Consider the following 18,031-nt stretch of genomic DNA (forward strand, 5'->3'; position numbering starts at 1 on the left):
TACAGAACTATGATATCTTATCGTGTCAAAAATAATAATATTTTTCTTATTAGGTATTAAATTGTGAAAAATAAGTTATAGAATCTCTGTTCTTTCTTTAAAGAAGAGTGTTTTGCACGCTAAATGCCCCCTGTTTTACTTATCTCCTACTTTCTTATAGGACAAAAGGCCATAGTTCTGTAAAAACTATGGTTTGTTAGATAGAATTTGATAAAAAAAGTAAAGGCTATGTCATCACGATATAGCCTTTACTTTTTCTTGAGTTTATATGTTCTTATCTTCTGCGACGTACGCTTCGAACCGGAGGAGATTTCTCGGCTTTCGGCGCTTTTGTCTTTACTGTTTTTTCTTTGGTTTCTTTAACAGCCTTTTCGGTAGTGGCTCCGCCTTGTCCGCGGGCTGATGATTTTCTCGCTTTTTTAGCCGCTTTCGGGTCTTCTACCTGAGTAGTGTCGGGCTGGAACCAGAGTGACTTTTCGAAGGCAACCAACTGGCCTTCGATGCGGTCCTGTTCTTTCTTGAGGGAATCGGGAGTCGGGCAGTAAGCCATCAACGGCTGGTTCATCAGGTTCTGTGTCTTATAGATCTCGCCTTCGAACATACGGCGGCGGAAATAGTCGTCGAGCGTGAAGGTCATGGCATTGTTGATGTTCGATGTCATGATAAATGCCGTATTGATATACGGGCGGATGCTTTCGTAAGGAATCCAGAACATGGGCATGGTTAACTCGCCGACATCACCTGAAGTGGTCATGATCGGGCAGATGGCCAGTGTCTTTACATCGAATACGGAGTTATTCTGGTCGAAATACCAGGCTTCCTTTACATAATAAGAGCGGACGGTTTCGGAAGGAATATCGCTTTCGTTGATCACGAAAGTGGTTCCCTGGTTACCTTGTCCGGGTACTTCCTCATAATAGATGCCGAAGCGGTCGAGCATGTCTTTCAGGTTGATCTTGCTGTTGTCGCTGAAATCTTCGTAACCGTCTTCATACTGGTATGCGTCTATTTTACCTTCGCTGATCAGACTGAAGATGATGGAGAAAAGGTTCATCTGTCCGTTCATCGGGGTGACCGGATAATACAGAGGAGCATTCTTCTCTTTCATCAGGTCTATCTGCCGGTACATGACACGCATCCAGCGGGCGTTGCCCACTTCCTGTGTCATACGCTCGTTCATATCCTGTGCCCGCACGGTCAGTTCGGGTATACCGGTGTCTTTCTTATCATTAGCCCGTTCTCCGCGGGTGGCCTGCGGGCTTCTTCTTGCCCGTTGCTGGGTGTTTCCTGTTTCTTCCTGTGCCTGTATGGAGGTAGCTGTGAAGAACAGGGCGCTTGCAATTGCCAGTATGTAATAAAAACGTTTCATATTTTATATTCTTAGTTTGAAGGCGGTTCGCGAACCGCCCCTACTTAATTTACAATGACTTCGATCGGGGTGAGGGTACGTTCCAGGCCGTCAGGCCCTTTGGCTACTACACCTCTGATGAAAAAGCGTTTTCCTCTTGTCAGACGACGTATCCTGTCTTTCTGGTTGTCCGAGAACCGGGGACCCTGAGAAACTTCAGGTATTGCATTTCCCATGGAGTCGAAGAACAACAGTTCGAAACGTAGTACGTCAAACTTTATATTCAATATTTCATCGTCGATAGCTGCCTGGAGCACTTCCGTCTCGATCAGATTACGCTTGGTCATGTTTCCGCCGCGGAACTTACGCATATTGCCGTTCTGGTCCTTATACTCGATGTAAGGCATCGGGTCGGGCAGGGCACGTACGCGGAAGGTATTCTTGGCCATTTCCACGCTGCGACCGTCGGCCATGCGGGCATTGACGGATATAACAGCGTCGGTACCGACCTTTGAGGGGCGGGCTTCCCAGATATCGCCTTTGCGTGTCAGGGTTCCGTTTGTCATGGTGGCCGTTACGTTCCCGCTCGGTACGCCCGGTACGGCGATACGCATCTCGTTGGCGATTCCGGCATATAATACGTTCATCAGTAACGGGGCAACGGTTGCACTCGGTTCTGTTACGAAGTATTCGCTTTCGAAGTTCTGACGCATCATGCTGCCGTCGTTATTGGGCATCTCGATGTACCCTTTGATCGGGTAAGTACCCGGGGCACCGGCAATGGCGGTGAACTGTCCGCGGCTGTCTTCCGGCAACTGCTTGCCGTTTACGAATACGGCCGGACGTTTGGTTGAATCGACGGCAGACAGGACGATATTCGCCTTGTACTGGCTTCCGCGCATGACGATCTGGCTCTCCGGTATGACCTGTGCGGTCATCTGGTTCACGCGGTAGTCGCCTACGTCGACACTGTTCAACAGGTTGTTCAGCACTTCGCCTTCTGCGTAGCGGATATCGCTTTGCAGTTTCGTCAGTAATGTTACGGCTGCGGCAACCGGCATATTTTCAAACAACGCTTCTTCCCAGGTGCGGGTATTGATCCCTGCCTTGTGAGGCGGTGTGGTACTCAGGCTTGCTTCCAGGATGCGGGTCTTGGCACTGTCCTGTACCATTTCGCCCATCATCACGCGGTAAGCGTCGATGGCTTCGCGTAGCTTCTTTCCTTCTCCGGTAACCGGGCCCAGCATGATGCGTGAAGCGGCTTCGAGGTCGTCTTTATGCTCTATCTTGTTTACGTTGGCATCTTTCCCATCGGCAATTACCGCGATACGTTGCTTCAGGTCCTGCACGTAGTTGTACAGGCTGTCGGAAGCGGACTTTACCTGTTTACCCTTATCGTACCATTCCTTCACCTTTTCGGGGTTGGATTGGTAGTAGGTATCCAGTTCGCCTGCCACGATCTCGTTTCGGTGAGCCGAGTTGCTGATGGAGGTGCGTAAACTGTCTTCCACTAGCTCGAAACCGTCGAGAACCTCCGACGACACGTTCAGTGCCATCATTGCGATGAACACCAGATACATCAGGTTGATCATCTTCTGACGGGGCGAGTTGGGATTATTTGCTATTCCGGACATCTTCTTTCAGTTTCGTTTGTTTATTATCTGCCGGATTGCTGTCCGGGATTGTTTGTATACGGAGCCTGCTGCTGGTAGCCGTACGGTTGTTGCTGGTAGGGCTGCTGATAGTTAGGCTGCTGTTGCTGGTAATTGGGCTGTTGCGGCTGGGGGGCAGGCTGCTGGTAAGCGGTTGCCGGACCCATATTGACCGTCATTGCCTGTAGCAAACGGCTGTATACCTGGTTCAGTTCGGCCAGCTGGCGAGTCATCTTTTCCGTTTCGTTGCGGAAAACCGAACTGTCGGTTACCGAACCGTCGTACATCTCGCGGATGCGGTTCAGGCCGCCGTTGATATGTTCGATCGATTCGATCTGCGAACTGATACTCTTTAACTGTATTTCGTAGATCGTATTCAAACCGGAGATGTTGCGGTTCAACATTTCCATCTGCTGCACGTAGCCGCGTGAGTTCTGGTTGATACCGTCAGAGTTGTCTGTGATACTCTTATAAGAGTTAAGCAATGTGTCGGATACGTTGGTCAGCGAGTTGGTGACGTGGCTGAAACGTTCCATATTTTCGGACATGCCGGATAGCTGTTCCAGGTATTTCTGGGTAGCTTCGGTCAGTTCCGCCATCTTGGAGATCTGTTCGGCTGCGCCGCTCAGTTTCTTGATGCTTTCCGACAGGTTCTTTGTATCTTCTTCGCTGACATCGAGGTTGCTCAGTACGGAAGTGCCGCCCAGGTTGCCTGCGACACCTGCTTTTCTGCCGTTGCCGACATGGATGTTTATGCCGCCTGAGGTATTGTCGTCATCCATATTGTCCGATGAGTTGATCAGGTTGGACATGCCTGTACCGGCAAAGTCGGGACGGTCCATCGGGTTCTTCGATTTCAGCACGGGGAATACTTCTTCCCAATGATATTCGTTTGAAGGGTGTTCAAAAGCGGAGATAAAAAATACCAACGCTTCCACCGTCATGGCGATAAACAGGATCTGGTTACCATACGGCAGGTGAAGCAACTTGAACATGGCACCTATGATTACGATAGATGCTCCCCAGCTGTAACAGAAGTTCAGTACTCTCTTTCCCATGTCGCTGGAAAGGAACATTTCAATTCTGTTTTTATATCTTCTATATTTTCCCATAATGTTGTATGTTTCTTATATTATTTTTTACCTTTTGAACGGGAGAAACCGATCTGTGTACGTGCGCAACGGAAACCGATATAGGAACGGGTTTCGTTCTGGTATTCGAAGGTGCGCATATCCGAACGGATAAATTGTGCCACGTCTTTCCATGAACCGCCGCGTACGACTTTCTTCTTCATCGCATACGGGTCTTCCTTGGCTGCGTTGTAGCGCAGGTCGGGGTTCATATCGCTCATCTGGCTCGGACCCGATTCGGAATACATGGTAGAAGTCCATTCAGCCACGTTACCCGCCATGTCATATAAACCGAACTGGTTCGGGGCGAAAGAGCCTACGCGGGATGGAATCAGGTGACCGTCTTCGGTATAGTTCCCTTTTCCGGGTTTGAAGTTTGCCATGAAGCAACCTTTGGCGTTCTGAAGTTCGTCGGACGACCAGGGGTATTTGTTTTCGTTCTTTCCGGAGCGGGCGGCATATTCCCATTCGCCTTCTGTCGGCAGGCGGAACGGCTCGATGGCTTGTCCGGCCGGGAAGTTCAACGATTGTTTGAACATATCGGTACGCCATACGCAGAATGCGGTAGCCTGTTCCCAGGAGACACCTACGACAGGATAATCGTCATATCCCGGATGCTGGAAGTACATGCGCATGTATGGCTCGTTGTAAGCATTATTGAAGTCGTTCACCCAACAGGTTTCATCCGGATAAACGTTTACGATGCGGGTATGAAGGAAATCCCACGGACCGCTGAGCGGGCGGGTAAGGGTTTCGTTGATGATGTTGCCGTCATCGTCGATATAGGCGGTATCCTTGGAGATCATAACGACCTCGTTCATATCGACCTGTATATCGGTGTTACGTACGCGTTCGCTCGGATCCAGGCGGTTTTTGCGCAGGGCGGCACCGGTGTAGTCATACCATTCGTATTTGTAGACCATCTGCTTTTCGTCCAGACGTTTTTCGCCGGTGATGGGGTGTACATAGTAAACGCTTTCGATGGCACGCAGCTCATCTTCGTTCGCCCGTTTCCAGGGAATCGGACGGCTCCAGTCCAGATGCGGGGTGACGGGTTCGCCGTAACGGTCTTCCGTGATCTTAAACAGGTCGTTGCCACCGTAAGCCGGGTCGGCCAGGCGTTCGCGGATAATGGAGTCGCGCACCCAGTAAACGAACTGGCGGTATTTGGCGTTGGTTATTTCCGTTTCGTCCATCCAGAACGCGTCAAACGAAACTCCCTTTGTTTCAGGGTTAATTCCCCATAAGGAGTCTTTGTCTGCCGGTCCCATTTCGAACGAACCTCTTTTGATCAGAACCATGCCGTAGGGCGAAGGTTCGTTAAAAGCCACAGATCTTACCCCGGTAACTTCTCCTCCCGCTCCGGAAAGGGATTTACCACATGAGGTAAGCAAGGCTACTGCCATAAGTACTAATAATACTTTTTTCATATACTATAATATACGTACACTTTTGTGTCTGTTCTTTCCTGTTTTTGTCTTCTTCAACTTCAACTGGTAGCGCACCAACACTTCGTGGCTACCGGAACTCCCTTTTAACATGGCCGTGGTAGGGAAATCGTAAGCATATCCAACCTGAAATCTGCCGAATGTGGCTCCCAATAATACTACTACCGACTCGTTTATACGCCAGGAAAGACCTCCGTTAAACATTTTATTATATACCATTCGGGCGGTAATGTCCGCCTGGAAACTCTGCATGTCTGTTTTCAGGAATACAGAGGGCTGTAATTCATACAACGGGTTCCTGAGCTGAATATTGTATCCGCCTACTAAATTTAATCCCATAGGGATATAATAATTAGTCGTTTCACCCAATGCCATTTCGGGCGCTGTCAGGTGAGTGGCTCCGAAACCGGCATAGAAATGTTTGTGGGAATAATAAATACCGGCATTCAGGTCGATCGCCATTGCCTGCACAGCTGTTGAGGGCAAAGCGGGGTCTGAATCTACAGGAGTGTGATAGTCATTATCTGCCGGGATATATATCTTTGTCCCGTCAAAGCCGACATTGAATATGCCTGCCTGCAACCCGATACTTAAAGTTCCTCCGAATAATTTTTGCTTATAGGCATACTGGGCCCCTACTTTTGTATACTGGAATAATCCGATACTTTCCGTGTTTACAACCAGTCCGACTCCATTGTTCGTACTGCCTAATTTGAAGGGCATATCGGCGATAACAAAGAAAGAGGTACTGGCTCCGGGCATGCCGATCCACTGTTGGCGGAACAATCCGAGCATATTCAGATCTCCCGTCGTTCCGGCATAGGCGGGGTTGTAATATCCCAGTCCCAGGAAGTATTGGCTTAACTGCATATCAATCTGACCCCGCACGCTCATCGTGCAGGTAATCAATGCGATAATAAACAGGAAGACTCTCTTCATCTAAACTATAACTAACGGGGTGAAAGATGTTTCATCCCCTACAATAACGCGGCAAACAGGTATAAATTGTATGGACCGCAAAAAACAAACGAGGCAGGGGACTTCTGCAAGCCCGCTACCTCGCCTTTATTTCAATACTTTATTTTAAAGCACATCAATATTCCTCTTCATTGAAGAAGAAGTCTTCTTTACTTGGATAGTCAGGCCAGATATCTTCCATGCATTCATAAATCTCACCTTCATCTTCCATTTCCTGCAAATTCTCTATTACTTCTAACGGCGCACCAGAACGTTGTGCATAGTCAATCAATTCATCCTTGGTTGCAGGCCAGGGCGCGTCTTCCAACTTCGAAGCTAACTCTAATGTCCAATACATAGTTATCTAGTATTAACAACTGCCCGAAGACAGTCAGGTTCTCAAATTTCCCGCAAAAATAAAACAATATTTCTTAGATGCAAGTATAATCCCAAATAATTTCTTTACCATTATTCCTAATACACTCCTTACGGGCCAAAACAAACAGATAATCAGACAATCTGTTGACGAAAATAAGTACAGGCTCTTCGACGGGATTTGTTTCGGCCAAACGGTATATCTGGCGTTCTGCACGGCGGCAGACGGTACGGCAGACATGCGCCAGCGAAGCGGAACGGCTTCCTCCGGGCAGGATGAAGTTTTTCATCTGCGGCAGTTCGCTGTCCAGGCGGTCGATCTCCCGTTCGATACGTTCGATGCTTTCGGGGGTTACCTTGCTCTCGATCTTCAGTTCGGTTGTTTCCTGGTCGGTTGCCAGGTAAGAACCGATAGTGAACAGTTTATGCTGTATGAAAGAGAGGAAATCGATGTCGGCCTGATCGTCCAGGGCTGTGATAAGCAGCCCGATGAATGAATTCAGTTCATCGATGGTTCCGTAACTTTCTATGCGCTGGTGCGCTTTCGATACCCGCTGGCCTCCTACAAGGGAGGTTTTCCCTTTGTCGCCGCCACCGGTATAAATAAGGCTTTTCTTCATATACTTCTTTTTTTATTCAATATTCTAAATATAGTGTCGTTGGTAGGCGCTTCGCGAACCGCCCCTACAGTACCGCCCTTACAGCATCACCGTCAGAAGTAGACAATATAGTCGCGTTTATGTAATTTCTTGTTGAAGAATACGATCCCCATCGAATAGAGGTCGATAGTCACCGTTACTTCGGGATGCGAACATATCTCCTTCCAAAACTCTCTCATTTTACGGCTTGCTTTGATTCCCTCAAAAACAAAGACTGAACCGTCGTGAACATGTTTACTGCATTCATTAAACAACCAAACGTTGTTTTGTTGTTCATATAATGTATTAAAAAATACAAAATCCACCTGCTTCATCTCTTCCAGTGCCTGTGGAAGCAGTTCTTTATAGGTTCCCGTCCGCAGGTCGACCGGGTTGCGGGCAGCCTTTTCGAAAGCGATTCGGGCGATGGAAGCGAACTCCGGGATATTCTCGAGGGCAATACATCTCAATCCGGGGGCGTAGGAGGTCAGATACAGGGTGGATAACCCCATCGACGGTCCCAGCTGGAGAATGTTTTGCGACTTGAAATAGTTCGCCAGGCGGAAGAGCAGGGCACCATGCTTGGGCTTGATTGCTTCGCGTTTCACTATTTCACCGACCGTACGGCGACGCAGCTTTCCTTTCTGCTGCCTGTCCGGATAGGTTATAATATTGTCCCGGAAAAGTAACTGTTTCCGGATCAGTTCTATATCATAAAAGCTATAGTACGAGCAATGTTCTTCTATAACCTTGGTGATCAGGTTGAAGACGAACGGAGAATGGACACCGTATCCTTTACGATAACGGATGCCCCGGTATAAAAGTACACTTTTCCGTAGGGTATTAGCTTTGGGTATAATCTGCATTTCTCTTTTGTATTTGTCACACAAAAGTAAGATATTCTTGTTTATTGGCAATATTTAGCATCCATAGAATGCTTTTCATATACCTCTTTTGTTTTTACAGGTTTTCCTCCCTGACGGATGCTTTCATTCGCTGATTCCATAAATGTGTATATTTCGATCGTTTCTTCTTTGCTGACAGGAGTGATGCCTGTCCGGAAGAAAGCAAGGATGGATTTCAATAATCCTTCGTAACCTTCATATCCTCCGGCGGGTACGACATTCTTTTCGCAGAAGGCTGTACCACCGTATGTATGGGCACTATTTCTCAATCCGCGGAAGGTCCCTATACGTCCGTCTTCCCATAGTCCGACAGCCAGGTCGGAATCATCATTAGAAGTGCAGGAGACCGATTGACATCCTGTTCCCATCAGAGTGTATAATATCTCTACGCCATGAATGCCGTACCAAAAGAATCCTGCATGTGAGGGTTCGTTTGTACAGGGAGAATAACAGTCGGCGCCGAGAACTTTCCCTTCCGGACCTTTGCCTGCCCTTAGTTCCTGATTCCGGGAAGAGAAGCGTAATGCCGAAGATGAAAATAGAGGCACCTTTTTTTCTTCAGCCAGTTTATAAATAGCCAGAACATCGGAAAGCCTGGCTGCAACCGGTTTGTCTATGAAGAGAGGCTTGCCGCTTTTTATGACTTCTGTAGCCTGTTCGAGATGAAGGGTGCCGTCGTTTGTTTCCAATAATATGCAATCTGTTTGTTTTAGAAGTTCTGCAACGGACGATGTGATCTGTACTCCATGCTGTTTGGCTGTTTCCGTGTACTTCGGTATGCGGTTATAGCTTGCTTCGATGGTCTTGGAGCCATATGGATAAGCTGCTACTATTTTAAAGCCGGCATAATCGGGGGCAGGAGCTTCTCCGTTTATCAGTTTGATAAAGGCTTCGGAATGAGAGGTGTCCAGCCCGATGATCCCTAGCCGAATGACTTCTTGCGCCTGAAGTGCGGTAACAGCAAACAGGTGGATTAAAAGCAGTAGCCAAATATTACGCTTCATAACTTAGCTGTTTTTAGAAACTCGCTTTCTCCGGTTCCGGTGCCACATACGTTAATATCTGGCCGCTCAGTTGGAGGAGGGAGATTTCGCAGAGTTTGGTCGAATATTCGGCGATGGATTGCCGTTCTTCGGCTTCCAGCAAGCTGATCTGGGCTTCACGCAATTCGATGCCGGATAACTCACCCAGTTTGTAACGGTCTATTGCGATGCGATGGTTTTCGAGGGCGACAATTACGTTTTCCTTTTCCAGGCTCCACAGGTCGAGGTTGTTCCGGTAAGCCATCCACAGATTACTCATATCGGCACGGAGGCCCAGTTCCAGTTCCTGCTTTTTCAGCTGGCTGTTTTCTATCTGGATGCGGGCGTTGCGCCGTTCGCGGCGGCGGTTGAAACCGTCGAACAGGTTTAATCCGACAGTCAGTCCGTAATTTAATCCTAGGCGCTGTTGCAGGTCGGTTGCTCCCACTTCGTACCAGTTGGCTGTGTAGCCATAGCCGGCATTCAGCTTCACATACGGGTAATCGCGGCTTTTTACTTTCTTGTAATCCAGCTCGGAGAGTGTCTGATTCTTCTGGGCGATCAGCAGGGAGGCGTTCGAAGCCAGCGTGCTTTGCCAGAGATCTACTTCGTCCAGGAATATGTTCGGGCGTATCACCGAATCTTTTAAGGCGATCTGTTCGTCGATATTATCCAATGCCATCAGCTCGTTCAGCCGGATACGGGAGGTGTGGACGACCTCCAACTGGTTCAGCACGTTTGAACTATCGGCGTTGAAGTCGACCTGCGCCTGTTGCAGGTCCATTCGCGAACCGGAACCGATATGGTAGCGTTCTTCTGCGATGCGGACACGTTCACGGGAAAGGTCCAGGGAAGAACGCAGGTTGCGCAGACGGATATACTGGCGGATCATATTATAATATTCGCCGGAAAGCGTAGCGACAAAATCTTCTATCGTCAGGCGGGTATCCAGTTCACCCATTTTTTTCAGTTCTTTCAGGCGGGCGTATTCGGCCTGGATGCCGAAACCGTCGAATACCGTCCAGTTTACGTTCAATCCGATATTCCCCGTTTCACTGTTCACACCGTTTTCCCTTTCGGTCGTACCGTCAGATAGTTTGTTACGGTTATTGTTGACCGTACCACTGAATCCGCCGCTTAAATCTATTGTAGGCAGATAACCGGCGTTGCCTTGTGTGGCGTTATTATCGCTGATCAGTTGCTCGTTACGTATGATACGGATGGAATAATTCCGTTCCAATCCGGTTTCGATGCATTGTTTCAGGCTGTACACCTCCTGCGCTTTTGCACCTAAAGCCGCAGAAACAGCCAGTATCGTTATCAGGATTCTTCTCATATCTTTTTTGCTCTGTCTGTTGATATAAAACTATACATGGCGGGGACGATGAACAAGGTCAGGAAGGTTGAAACCAACATACCGCCGACAACGGCAACACCCATCGCAATACGTCCCTGTGCCCCTTCGCCACTGGCATATACCAGCGGAACCAATCCGAGGATCGTAGACACACTGGTCATCAGGATCGGACGCAGACGTTGTGTGGATGCCGAACGGATCGCTTCGGCCATACTCAATCCCGCCTCCTGACGCTGGTTGGCAAACTCCACGATCAGGATACCGTTCTTCGCCACCAGACCGATCAGCATGATGATACCGATCTGGCTGAATATATTCATCGTGATACCCGAATAACTCATAAACATCAAGGCCCCTGCAATAGCCAGCGGCACGGTGAACATCACCACCAGCGGATCTTTGAAACTCTCGAACTGGGCGGCGAGCACCAGATAGATCATCAGCAACGCCAGGATCATGGCGAACATCAGACTGGAAGAACTCTCACGGAATTCCTTCGACTCGCCGGAAAGGGCGGTACGGAAACTGCCGTCGAGCGTCTCAGCCGCAATACGGTCCATTTCGTCCAGGCCGTCACCGATGGTATAGCCTTTGTTCAGACCGCTGGATACCGTCGCCGAAACGAAACGGTTATAACGGTATAGCTGGGGCGGTGCCACGTCTTCAAGCAATGACACCATATTGTCCAGCTGGATCATCGAACCGTTGTCGCTGCGTACGTAAATCGACTTCAGGTCGAGCGGCGTGTTACGCTGCTGGCGGTTGATTTCGCCTAATATCTGATATTGTTTACCGTTCATATAGAAATACCCCATGCGCTGCCCGCTCAGTGCATACTGCAATGTCTGGGCTATGTTGCGGGTACTGACGCCCAGCGAAGAAGCCTTGTCGCGGTCGATCTCGATGCGCGTTTCCGGCTTGGTGAATTTCAGGTTCACGTCCGCCATCTGGAATATAGGGCTTTCGTTGACCTTTTGCATGAAGGTAGGCAAGTGTTCCGCCAGTTTTTCCAGGCTGGGAGCTTGTAGTACATACTGCACCGGCATGCCTCCGCGGCGTCCTCCGAAGGTGGACTGCTGTTGAACGAATGCGCGTGCCTGAGTCTCTTTTCTCACGGCAGCCGATAGTTTTTCGGCTATTTCCATCTGTGAGCGTTCGCGTTCTTTGATGTCCGGCAGAATTACACTGATATTGGCATTACTGCTGGAAGCACGGTTCGTCAGGAACTTGCGTTCGGGTGCTATGGAATCGGCCAGTTCGGCTATCCGATCGGAATAATCGCGGATGAACTCGAAGGTGGCCCCCTCCTGGGCACGCATATTGATGGAGATGGAAGAGCGGTCTTCCAGCGGTGACAATTCGGAACGGATCGTTTTCCAGAAATATCCGATCGAACCGAACATGACAACCACGATCGGGATAGCCCACCATTTATGGCTCAGGAAATAATTGAGCGACCGGGAATAAATAGTATTCAACCCTTCAAAGAAAGGTTCGGTCTTTACATACAGCCAGTTTTTCTTTTCCCGCTTGCGCAGTAATTTGGTGGCAAGCATCGGCGTGAAGGTCAGGGCGACAAACGAAGAGATCGTCACAGAACCGGCAATCACAATACTGAACTCCTTGAACAACCGGCCGGTCATCCCCTCCATAAATACGATAGGAAGGAATACGGATACCAGCGTAACGGTCGTTGAGATTACCGCAAAAAAGATTTCCTTCGAACCTTCGATACCCGCCTCTTTCGGATTCATCCCTTGTTCGATGCGGACATATATATTCTCGGCCACCACGATAGCGTCGTCTACCACCAGGCCGACCGAGAGCACGACTGCCAACATGGTCAATACGTTGATGGAGAAGCCGGAGATATACATCACGAAGAAGGCACCGACCAAGGATACCGGGATCACCACGCAGGGCACCAGCGTAACACGCCAGTCGCGCAGGAACAGGAAGATGATCAACACAACCAGCGCCAGCGCCACATAAATCGTCTCTTCCACCTCGTAGATGGAGGCGCGGATAAAACGGGTATTGTCGTAGATCATTTCTATCGACACATCTTCGGGAAGGTCTTTCTTTAACTGTTCGATACGGTTGTAGGCCTCGTCGGCTATCTCGATATGATTCGCTCCCGGCTGGGGAACGATTACGCAGATAACCATCGGTTCGCCGTTCTTACGCAGGATACTGCGTAAGTCTTCCGGTGCCAATTCCGCCCGCCCGACATCTTTAAAGCGGACGATATTGTTTCCGTCTTCCTTGACAATCAAGTCGTCAAACTCTTTTGCCGTATGCATCAGTCCCAGTGTACGGATAGACAGGTCGATCGTATTTCCTTCGATACTACCGGAGGGCAGCTCCACGTTTTCCGCATCTACCGCGTTTTTCACGTCCAAAGGAGTGACCCCGTAACCCGCCATCTTGATCGGGTCGAGCCACAGGCGCATGGAGTAACGTTTTTGTCCCCAGATATCCACACCACTCACATTGGAGATTGTCTGCAAACGTTCTTTCACCGTCAGTTCGGCGATTTCACTCAGTTCCATCAGCGAACGCCTGTTGCTCTGTACGCCGATCTGCATGATAGGGGTAGCATCGGCGTCGGCCTTCGATACGGTAGGAGGGTCGCAGTCGCGCGGCAGATAACGTTGTGCACGCGACACCTTGTCGCGCACGTCGTTGGCAGCCGTTTCCATATCCACCGACAGTTCAAATTCGACGGTGATACGGCTGCTACCCTGGCTACTGACACTGCTCAGCGAACGGATACCCGGTATACCGTTGATATTCTGCTCCAACGGCTCCGTGATCTGGTTCATGATAACCTCGGCATTCGCTCCCGGATAGGATACGTTGACCGAGATAATGGGCTGGTCCACACTGGGGAACTCGCGAACCCCCAGGAACTTGTAGCCGATCATACCGAACAGCAGGATGACAAGCATCATTACCGTCGAAAGTACCGGCCTGTTTATACTGGTTTCCGATATATTTGCCATAGGGGAATTTAATACAGATTATCAATTGTTACTTGCATGCCGGTGCGTAGCTGCATCACGCCCGAAGTGATCAGGGTGTCGCCCGGCTGTATGCCTTTAAGTACCTGTACCTGGCTTTCCGTACGCAGGCCGATCTCTATTTCAGCGGGTTCGGCTACTCCGTCTTTATACAGGTAAACAACGTTCTTGCCCATTTCCGGAATCAGCGCTTCGCTCGGGATAGCCAGCGCATCCTTGATCTCACGCTTGGTGATCTCTACGGAAGTGTAACGGCCGGGGAAAATGCTTTCGTTCGTATTGGGATACGTGGCGCGCACCTTCAGGGTACGGGTCGTCATATCCATTTTACTTTCGACGGCATATACTTTCGCGTTGTAGTCGCGCATGATACCGTTCGAATCTTCCAGGCGGAAGACGATCATCGTTCCGTTCTTCACATCGTTTGCATATCTTTCGGGAATGGAAAATTCAATCTTTAACGGAGATATTTTAGTCAGCTTGGTAATGACGGTCGTCGGAGAGACATAGGCCCCTTCGCTGACCGAGCGCAGACCGATGATCCCGTCGAAGGGAGCGCGCAGTTCGGTTTGCAGGATATTGGCTTTTACCAGGTCGATGTCGGCCATCAGCTTTTCATACTCAGTCGTTACCTGTTCGTAGGCCTCCTGGCTGACCGCATCTTTTTCCAGCAAGGTGCGCTGGCGGTATACCCTGTCTTTTGCCAACGGGATCTGGGCCTCCAGCTTCCTGAGCTGTGCCTGTAAGGGTTTATCGTTGATCTTGGCCAGCAGGTCGCCGGCTTTCACATGCGTTCCTTCGCTGAAATAGATGTTCACCACTTTTCCGGACGATTCGAAGGATAAGTCTACTTCTTCGTCGGGAATGATACTGCCAGTACTGATTACTTTGTCGGTCAGTGATTGGAATTTCAACACTTCGGCGTTAATGTTCAGCACTTGCTTCCGTACGCCTGTACCTGGTGCGGGAACTACAACGGAATCCTTGCCTGATGCTGTCAACTGGTTCTTAACCTGTGGATAAACAATCATTCCTGCAATCATCAGGAAGATTGCGGCGGTAACGCCCCACTTCACTCTCTTCGTCATATTTTCAATGGTATCTACTTTAAAACTTATCAATAGGCATGTAAATATACACAACTCAATCGAGATATAGACAAACGGAATAAAAAAAGGTTTAATCGGTGGTGATAAATATCTCTTTTTTCTTGCGTCTTATTGTATTATTTACTATATTTATACCATTGAACAACGCTTAAAATTTAAGACTTATGAAAGAAATGTATTGCGAAAAAACAAATTACAAAAGAGTGTATGGAGTGACCGAATTCGCCCAATTGTATTTTCCGGGTCGTACACCGATGGTTGCCTATCAACGTATGTGGGAATGGATACGCACTTCGCGCGGGCTGAAAGCGAAACTGGAAGCTGCCGGATGGGTGAAATTCCAGAAACTTTACACACCCAAGCAAGTGGCGGTATTGATTGACCATCTGGGAGAGCCTTAATGCACAGACCTTTTACGATCTGTTGCCAATAATCATCGCGGCATCCTGTCCGCCCTAAACACTTAGTATTATGAACATGGAATTAAACCAAACCGTTGAATGTACTTTCTTTGCTTCTGCATTCAACGTCAACGATCTGCAAATAACAACTTTAGACCAGTACATCGACCAGATTAGAAGTAAAAAGTATGCCTCCGCTATCACTCGCCTCCGTGCCGAATATCTTGCCGGGCATACGGAAGAAGGGGATAAGCGTAAAAAGAAACTTCCGCTGCTTGTTGCCGGAGGAATCATGAAAGGGGGACGAAAACGCGAACACCTGGTGCACTACAGCCGTTGTATCATTGTCGATATCGACGGAGTGCCGACTTCGGCAGAAGATATTCTCCGCCGGGCAGAGGGGTTACCTTATGTCAAAGCCGGGCATATCAGTGCTTCGGGCAAAGGCGATAAACTTTTCGTATTGGTGGACAGTGACCTCGATCTTCATTTGCCGGCTTTCGAAGCCGTCTGTCGCAAGTTGGAAAACGACCTGCCCGGCATCATGGTCGATTACTGCGGGAAAGATCCTAACAGGGGATGCTTTGTCAGCTATGACCCTACTGCTTTTTATAAGGAAAAGTCCGAAGTCGTTCCTGTCAAGGTGGAAGCTCCGCCGGCATCGCAGAAACATGTTACGGCTTCAGCCATCCCGTCTTCCGACGGAGCGCTGGGCAATTACATGGATAAGTTTGAGACCGACAATTCTTTCTCTTCCGGCAATCGCCATACGTTTGTCATGAAACTTTCGGGGGCCTTGAACGCTGCCGGATTCGAAGAGTCCGAAGTGAAAAGAGAATGCCTGAGCTGCTACGTGGAACCGGGTTTTACGGAAAAAGAGGTTGCCGGTATCGTTTCGGATATCTATACCCGTTATCGTTCGTCCCACGGAAGCAACCCTTATTGCCCTCCCGAGCACCGGAAACCGCATCAAAAACTCAAAAGCCCCAAAAGTTTACCTGATCGTCCCGATAGCGAAGAAACGGACGAATTTGAGAACGAAGGCGTTGATATAGAACCGGATGTAACCCTTCTTCCTCCTTTCCGGGAAGAGTTTTTCCAATCGTTACCGTCCCTTATCCGGGACATTCTGACGTATGCCCGCGATGATACCGAGCGAAGCGTCCTTTTGTTGTCGTCGCTGGCCATGTTGAGCAGCGTAACGCCCCATGTGCAGGGTTCCTTTGCGCGGAAAGAGTATCAGGCTCCTTTTTACGGAGTAGTGATCGGCGAATCCGGAAGCGGGAAGGGCTGTGTCGCCTCCCTTTTTAAGCTGATCGCTTCGTGGCAACGCTATGTGTACGACAATTCACGTTGCGAGGTGAAAGAATATTTGAAGAAAAAGGAAGAGTATGAATTGTATCAGAAGTTACTGCTGCGTTCGGGAGGAAAGAAACCGGCCGGACTGGCTCCCGAAAATCCGGAACCGGTGAAACAGATGAACCTGAATATCTCCGGTTATACCTCGCTGGCGCGGATGATCGAGCAACTGGAAACGAACAGCCATTATGCTTCCTGCCTGTTTGAAACCGAGATGGAGGCGGTGACCAATACACTGTTTCAGGAGTATGGTAACTATGGTTATCTGCTGAACCAGGCGGCCCATCACGAACGGATCGGCAATTCCACCAAGACGAACGGTTCCCTGCTGGCTTCTTATCCGTTGCTGAGCATGTTGCTGACGGGTACGCCGGAGATGTTCCGTCGCCTGGTCCCTTCGGCGGAAAGCGGTTTGTTCAGCCGTTTGATGGTCTATAAGATTGCCGGGCACGGTGAATACCGTCCGCTTACATCGGAAGATGACACTCCGGCGGCGGCCCATTATTTCGATAGCCTGGCGGAACGGGTACTGGATATCGGCGTGCACCTGGACAAGCATCCTACCTGGGTTCATTTCAGTGATACGCAGCGTAAACGGCTGAACCGTTATTTCAAACAAGAATATAATAATGTACGTGTGTTCGGACATGAAGATGTGGCTTCCGCCGTGTTGCGTTACCGGTTGGCTATCTTTCGTATTGGTATGGTGCTCACGGCGATTCGCAAAGGGGAGGCACTGAGTGAGGAAAAAGATTGGGTGATCCGTGACGATGATTTTGAAGTGGCTTTCCATATCGGTACGATCTGTTTACAACACACCTATGTGGTGAGCACTTCCCTGAAGAGGAATAAAAAGGAGCTGCGTTATAAAATGCCATTCACTTCGCAGAAAATCTTTGCCGAGATGCCGCTAAAATTCAAGCGTGCGGAGATTCGTGACGCGGGACATGTCCTCCTTCTTAGCAAATCTTCGGTCGACCGCTTATTGACTTCGGCTGAGAAAAACGGGTTAATCATTTCATTAGGAGCCGGTTATTTTCATAAAACGACCAAAGGCCGGGAGATTACCGTACCGATAATACCTTAGGGAATTTTTGAGGCTTTTGACGCAATTAACTGTAGTTAACAATCACTTTCCCAAAACCCCCTTTTCTCCCAACGGGTAGTAACTGGCCTGAAAACGAGTAGGCATCGGGGTTCTGACGGGTAGGCAGCCATTTTTGACGGATAGGCACCGGATGGGATATTCTTGAAAGGTGAAATTTATGTATGCTTTGAAATATAAAAGATAGTAACTAATTGGTATG

14 protein-coding genes are annotated in these 18,031 nt (G+C 49.1%); 2 read left to right on the forward strand and 12 right to left on the reverse strand.

The annotated features are described in order from the left end of the window. Nucleotides 1-274: 274 nt before the first annotated feature. The 12 genes from porN to K6V26_RS24000 form a co-directional block, all read right to left on the reverse strand. Nucleotides 275-1,369 (reverse strand): type IX secretion system ring subunit PorN/GldN, encoded by a 1,095-nt coding sequence (gene porN, locus K6V26_RS23945; protein ID WP_224264081.1) that lies wholly within the window; start codon nt 1,367-1,369, stop codon nt 275-277. Between the two features lie 44 nt (nt 1,370-1,413). Further along, nucleotides 1,414-2,982, reverse strand: a complete 1,569-nt coding sequence (gene porM / locus K6V26_RS23950) for a type IX secretion system motor protein PorM/GldM (RefSeq protein ID WP_010800989.1) — start codon at nt 2,980-2,982, stop codon at nt 1,414-1,416. Between the two features lie 23 nt (nt 2,983-3,005). Continuing rightward, nucleotides 3,006-4,112 carry a type IX secretion system motor protein PorL/GldL gene (porL, locus tag K6V26_RS23955; RefSeq protein ID WP_224264082.1) on the reverse strand — a complete coding sequence of 369 codons (1,107 nt, stop codon included), beginning with the start codon at nt 4,110-4,112 and terminating at the stop codon, nt 3,006-3,008. 20 nt (nt 4,113-4,132) lie between these two features. Beyond that, complete coding sequence (gene porK / locus K6V26_RS23960) at nt 4,133-5,560, reverse strand: T9SS ring complex lipoprotein PorK/GldK (RefSeq protein WP_195584519.1); 1,428 nt, start codon at nt 5,558-5,560, stop codon at nt 4,133-4,135. Between the two features lie 3 nt (nt 5,561-5,563). Next, nucleotides 5,564-6,517, reverse strand: a complete 954-nt coding sequence (locus tag K6V26_RS23965; RefSeq protein WP_009860152.1) for a PorP/SprF family type IX secretion system membrane protein — start codon at nt 6,515-6,517, stop codon at nt 5,564-5,566. Between the two features lie 154 nt (nt 6,518-6,671). Beyond that, nucleotides 6,672-6,893 carry a DUF2795 domain-containing protein gene (locus K6V26_RS23970; protein WP_005633363.1) on the reverse strand — a complete coding sequence of 74 codons (222 nt, stop codon included), beginning with the start codon at nt 6,891-6,893 and terminating at the stop codon, nt 6,672-6,674. A gap of 73 nt (nt 6,894-6,966) precedes the next feature. Beyond that, complete coding sequence (locus K6V26_RS23975) at nt 6,967-7,530, reverse strand: cob(I)yrinic acid a,c-diamide adenosyltransferase (RefSeq protein ID WP_009860151.1); 564 nt, start codon at nt 7,528-7,530, stop codon at nt 6,967-6,969. Nucleotides 7,531-7,622: 92 nt separating this feature from the next. Then, complete coding sequence (locus K6V26_RS23980) at nt 7,623-8,414, reverse strand: O-methyltransferase (RefSeq protein ID WP_224264083.1); 792 nt, start codon at nt 8,412-8,414, stop codon at nt 7,623-7,625. Between the two features lie 41 nt (nt 8,415-8,455). Then, a complete protein-coding gene (locus K6V26_RS23985; RefSeq protein ID WP_224264084.1) occupies nt 8,456-9,457 on the reverse strand; it encodes a Gfo/Idh/MocA family protein in 1,002 nt (333 codons plus the stop codon). A gap of 13 nt (nt 9,458-9,470) precedes the next feature. Then, a complete protein-coding gene (locus tag K6V26_RS23990; protein ID WP_224264085.1) occupies nt 9,471-10,811 on the reverse strand; it encodes a TolC family protein in 1,341 nt (446 codons plus the stop codon). After that, nucleotides 10,808-13,837, reverse strand: coding sequence for an efflux RND transporter permease subunit (locus K6V26_RS23995; protein WP_010800975.1), 3,030 nt, complete (start codon nt 13,835-13,837; stop codon nt 10,808-10,810). Before K6V26_RS23995 ends, K6V26_RS23990 begins: the two co-directional genes overlap by 4 nt. A gap of 8 nt (nt 13,838-13,845) precedes the next feature. Beyond that, nucleotides 13,846-14,943 carry an efflux RND transporter periplasmic adaptor subunit gene (locus tag K6V26_RS24000; RefSeq protein WP_010800974.1) on the reverse strand — a complete coding sequence of 366 codons (1,098 nt, stop codon included), beginning with the start codon at nt 14,941-14,943 and terminating at the stop codon, nt 13,846-13,848. Nucleotides 14,944-15,128: 185 nt separating this feature from the next. Between K6V26_RS24000 and K6V26_RS24005 the strand changes: the two genes are divergently transcribed. Both K6V26_RS24005 and K6V26_RS24010 read left to right on the forward strand, forming a co-directional pair. After that, nucleotides 15,129-15,365 (forward strand): DUF4248 domain-containing protein, encoded by a 237-nt coding sequence (locus K6V26_RS24005; protein ID WP_224264086.1) that lies wholly within the window; start codon nt 15,129-15,131, stop codon nt 15,363-15,365. Between the two features lie 70 nt (nt 15,366-15,435). Next, entirely contained in the window at nt 15,436-17,811 is a 2,376-nt protein-coding gene (locus K6V26_RS24010; RefSeq protein ID WP_224264087.1) for a DUF3987 domain-containing protein, read from the forward strand. Nucleotides 17,812-18,031: the final 220 nt, after the last annotated feature.

The organism is Parabacteroides goldsteinii, assembly GCF_020091425.1.
Classification (GTDB): domain Bacteria; phylum Bacteroidota; class Bacteroidia; order Bacteroidales; family Tannerellaceae; genus Parabacteroides; species Parabacteroides goldsteinii.

Coding starts and splice junctions, on each gene's coding strand:
- K6V26_RS23990 (WP_224264085.1), bottom strand. CDS start 10,811: ATGAGAAGAATCCTGATAACGATACTGGCTGTTTCTGCGGCTTTAGGT.
- K6V26_RS23965 (WP_009860152.1), bottom strand. CDS start 6,517: ATGAAGAGAGTCTTCCTGTTTATTATCGCATTGATTACCTGCACGATG.
- porM (WP_010800989.1), bottom strand. CDS start 2,982: ATGTCCGGAATAGCAAATAATCCCAACTCGCCCCGTCAGAAGATGATC.
- porN (WP_224264081.1), bottom strand. CDS start 1,369: ATGAAACGTTTTTATTACATACTGGCAATTGCAAGCGCCCTGTTCTTC.
- K6V26_RS23995 (WP_010800975.1), bottom strand. CDS start 13,837: ATGGCAAATATATCGGAAACCAGTATAAACAGGCCGGTACTTTCGACG.
- K6V26_RS23985 (WP_224264084.1), bottom strand. CDS start 9,457: ATGAAGCGTAATATTTGGCTACTGCTTTTAATCCACCTGTTTGCTGTT.
- K6V26_RS24010 (WP_224264087.1), top strand. CDS start 15,436: ATGAACATGGAATTAAACCAAACCGTTGAATGTACTTTCTTTGCTTCT.
- K6V26_RS23980 (WP_224264083.1), bottom strand. CDS start 8,414: ATGCAGATTATACCCAAAGCTAATACCCTACGGAAAAGTGTACTTTTA.
- porL (WP_224264082.1), bottom strand. CDS start 4,112: ATGGGAAAATATAGAAGATATAAAAACAGAATTGAAATGTTCCTTTCC.
- K6V26_RS23970 (WP_005633363.1), bottom strand. CDS start 6,893: ATGTATTGGACATTAGAGTTAGCTTCGAAGTTGGAAGACGCGCCCTGG.
- porK (WP_195584519.1), bottom strand. CDS start 5,560: ATGAAAAAAGTATTATTAGTACTTATGGCAGTAGCCTTGCTTACCTCA.
- K6V26_RS24005 (WP_224264086.1), top strand. CDS start 15,129: ATGAAAGAAATGTATTGCGAAAAAACAAATTACAAAAGAGTGTATGGA.
- K6V26_RS24000 (WP_010800974.1), bottom strand. CDS start 14,943: ATGACGAAGAGAGTGAAGTGGGGCGTTACCGCCGCAATCTTCCTGATG.
- K6V26_RS23975 (WP_009860151.1), bottom strand. CDS start 7,530: ATGAAGAAAAGCCTTATTTATACCGGTGGCGGCGACAAAGGGAAAACC.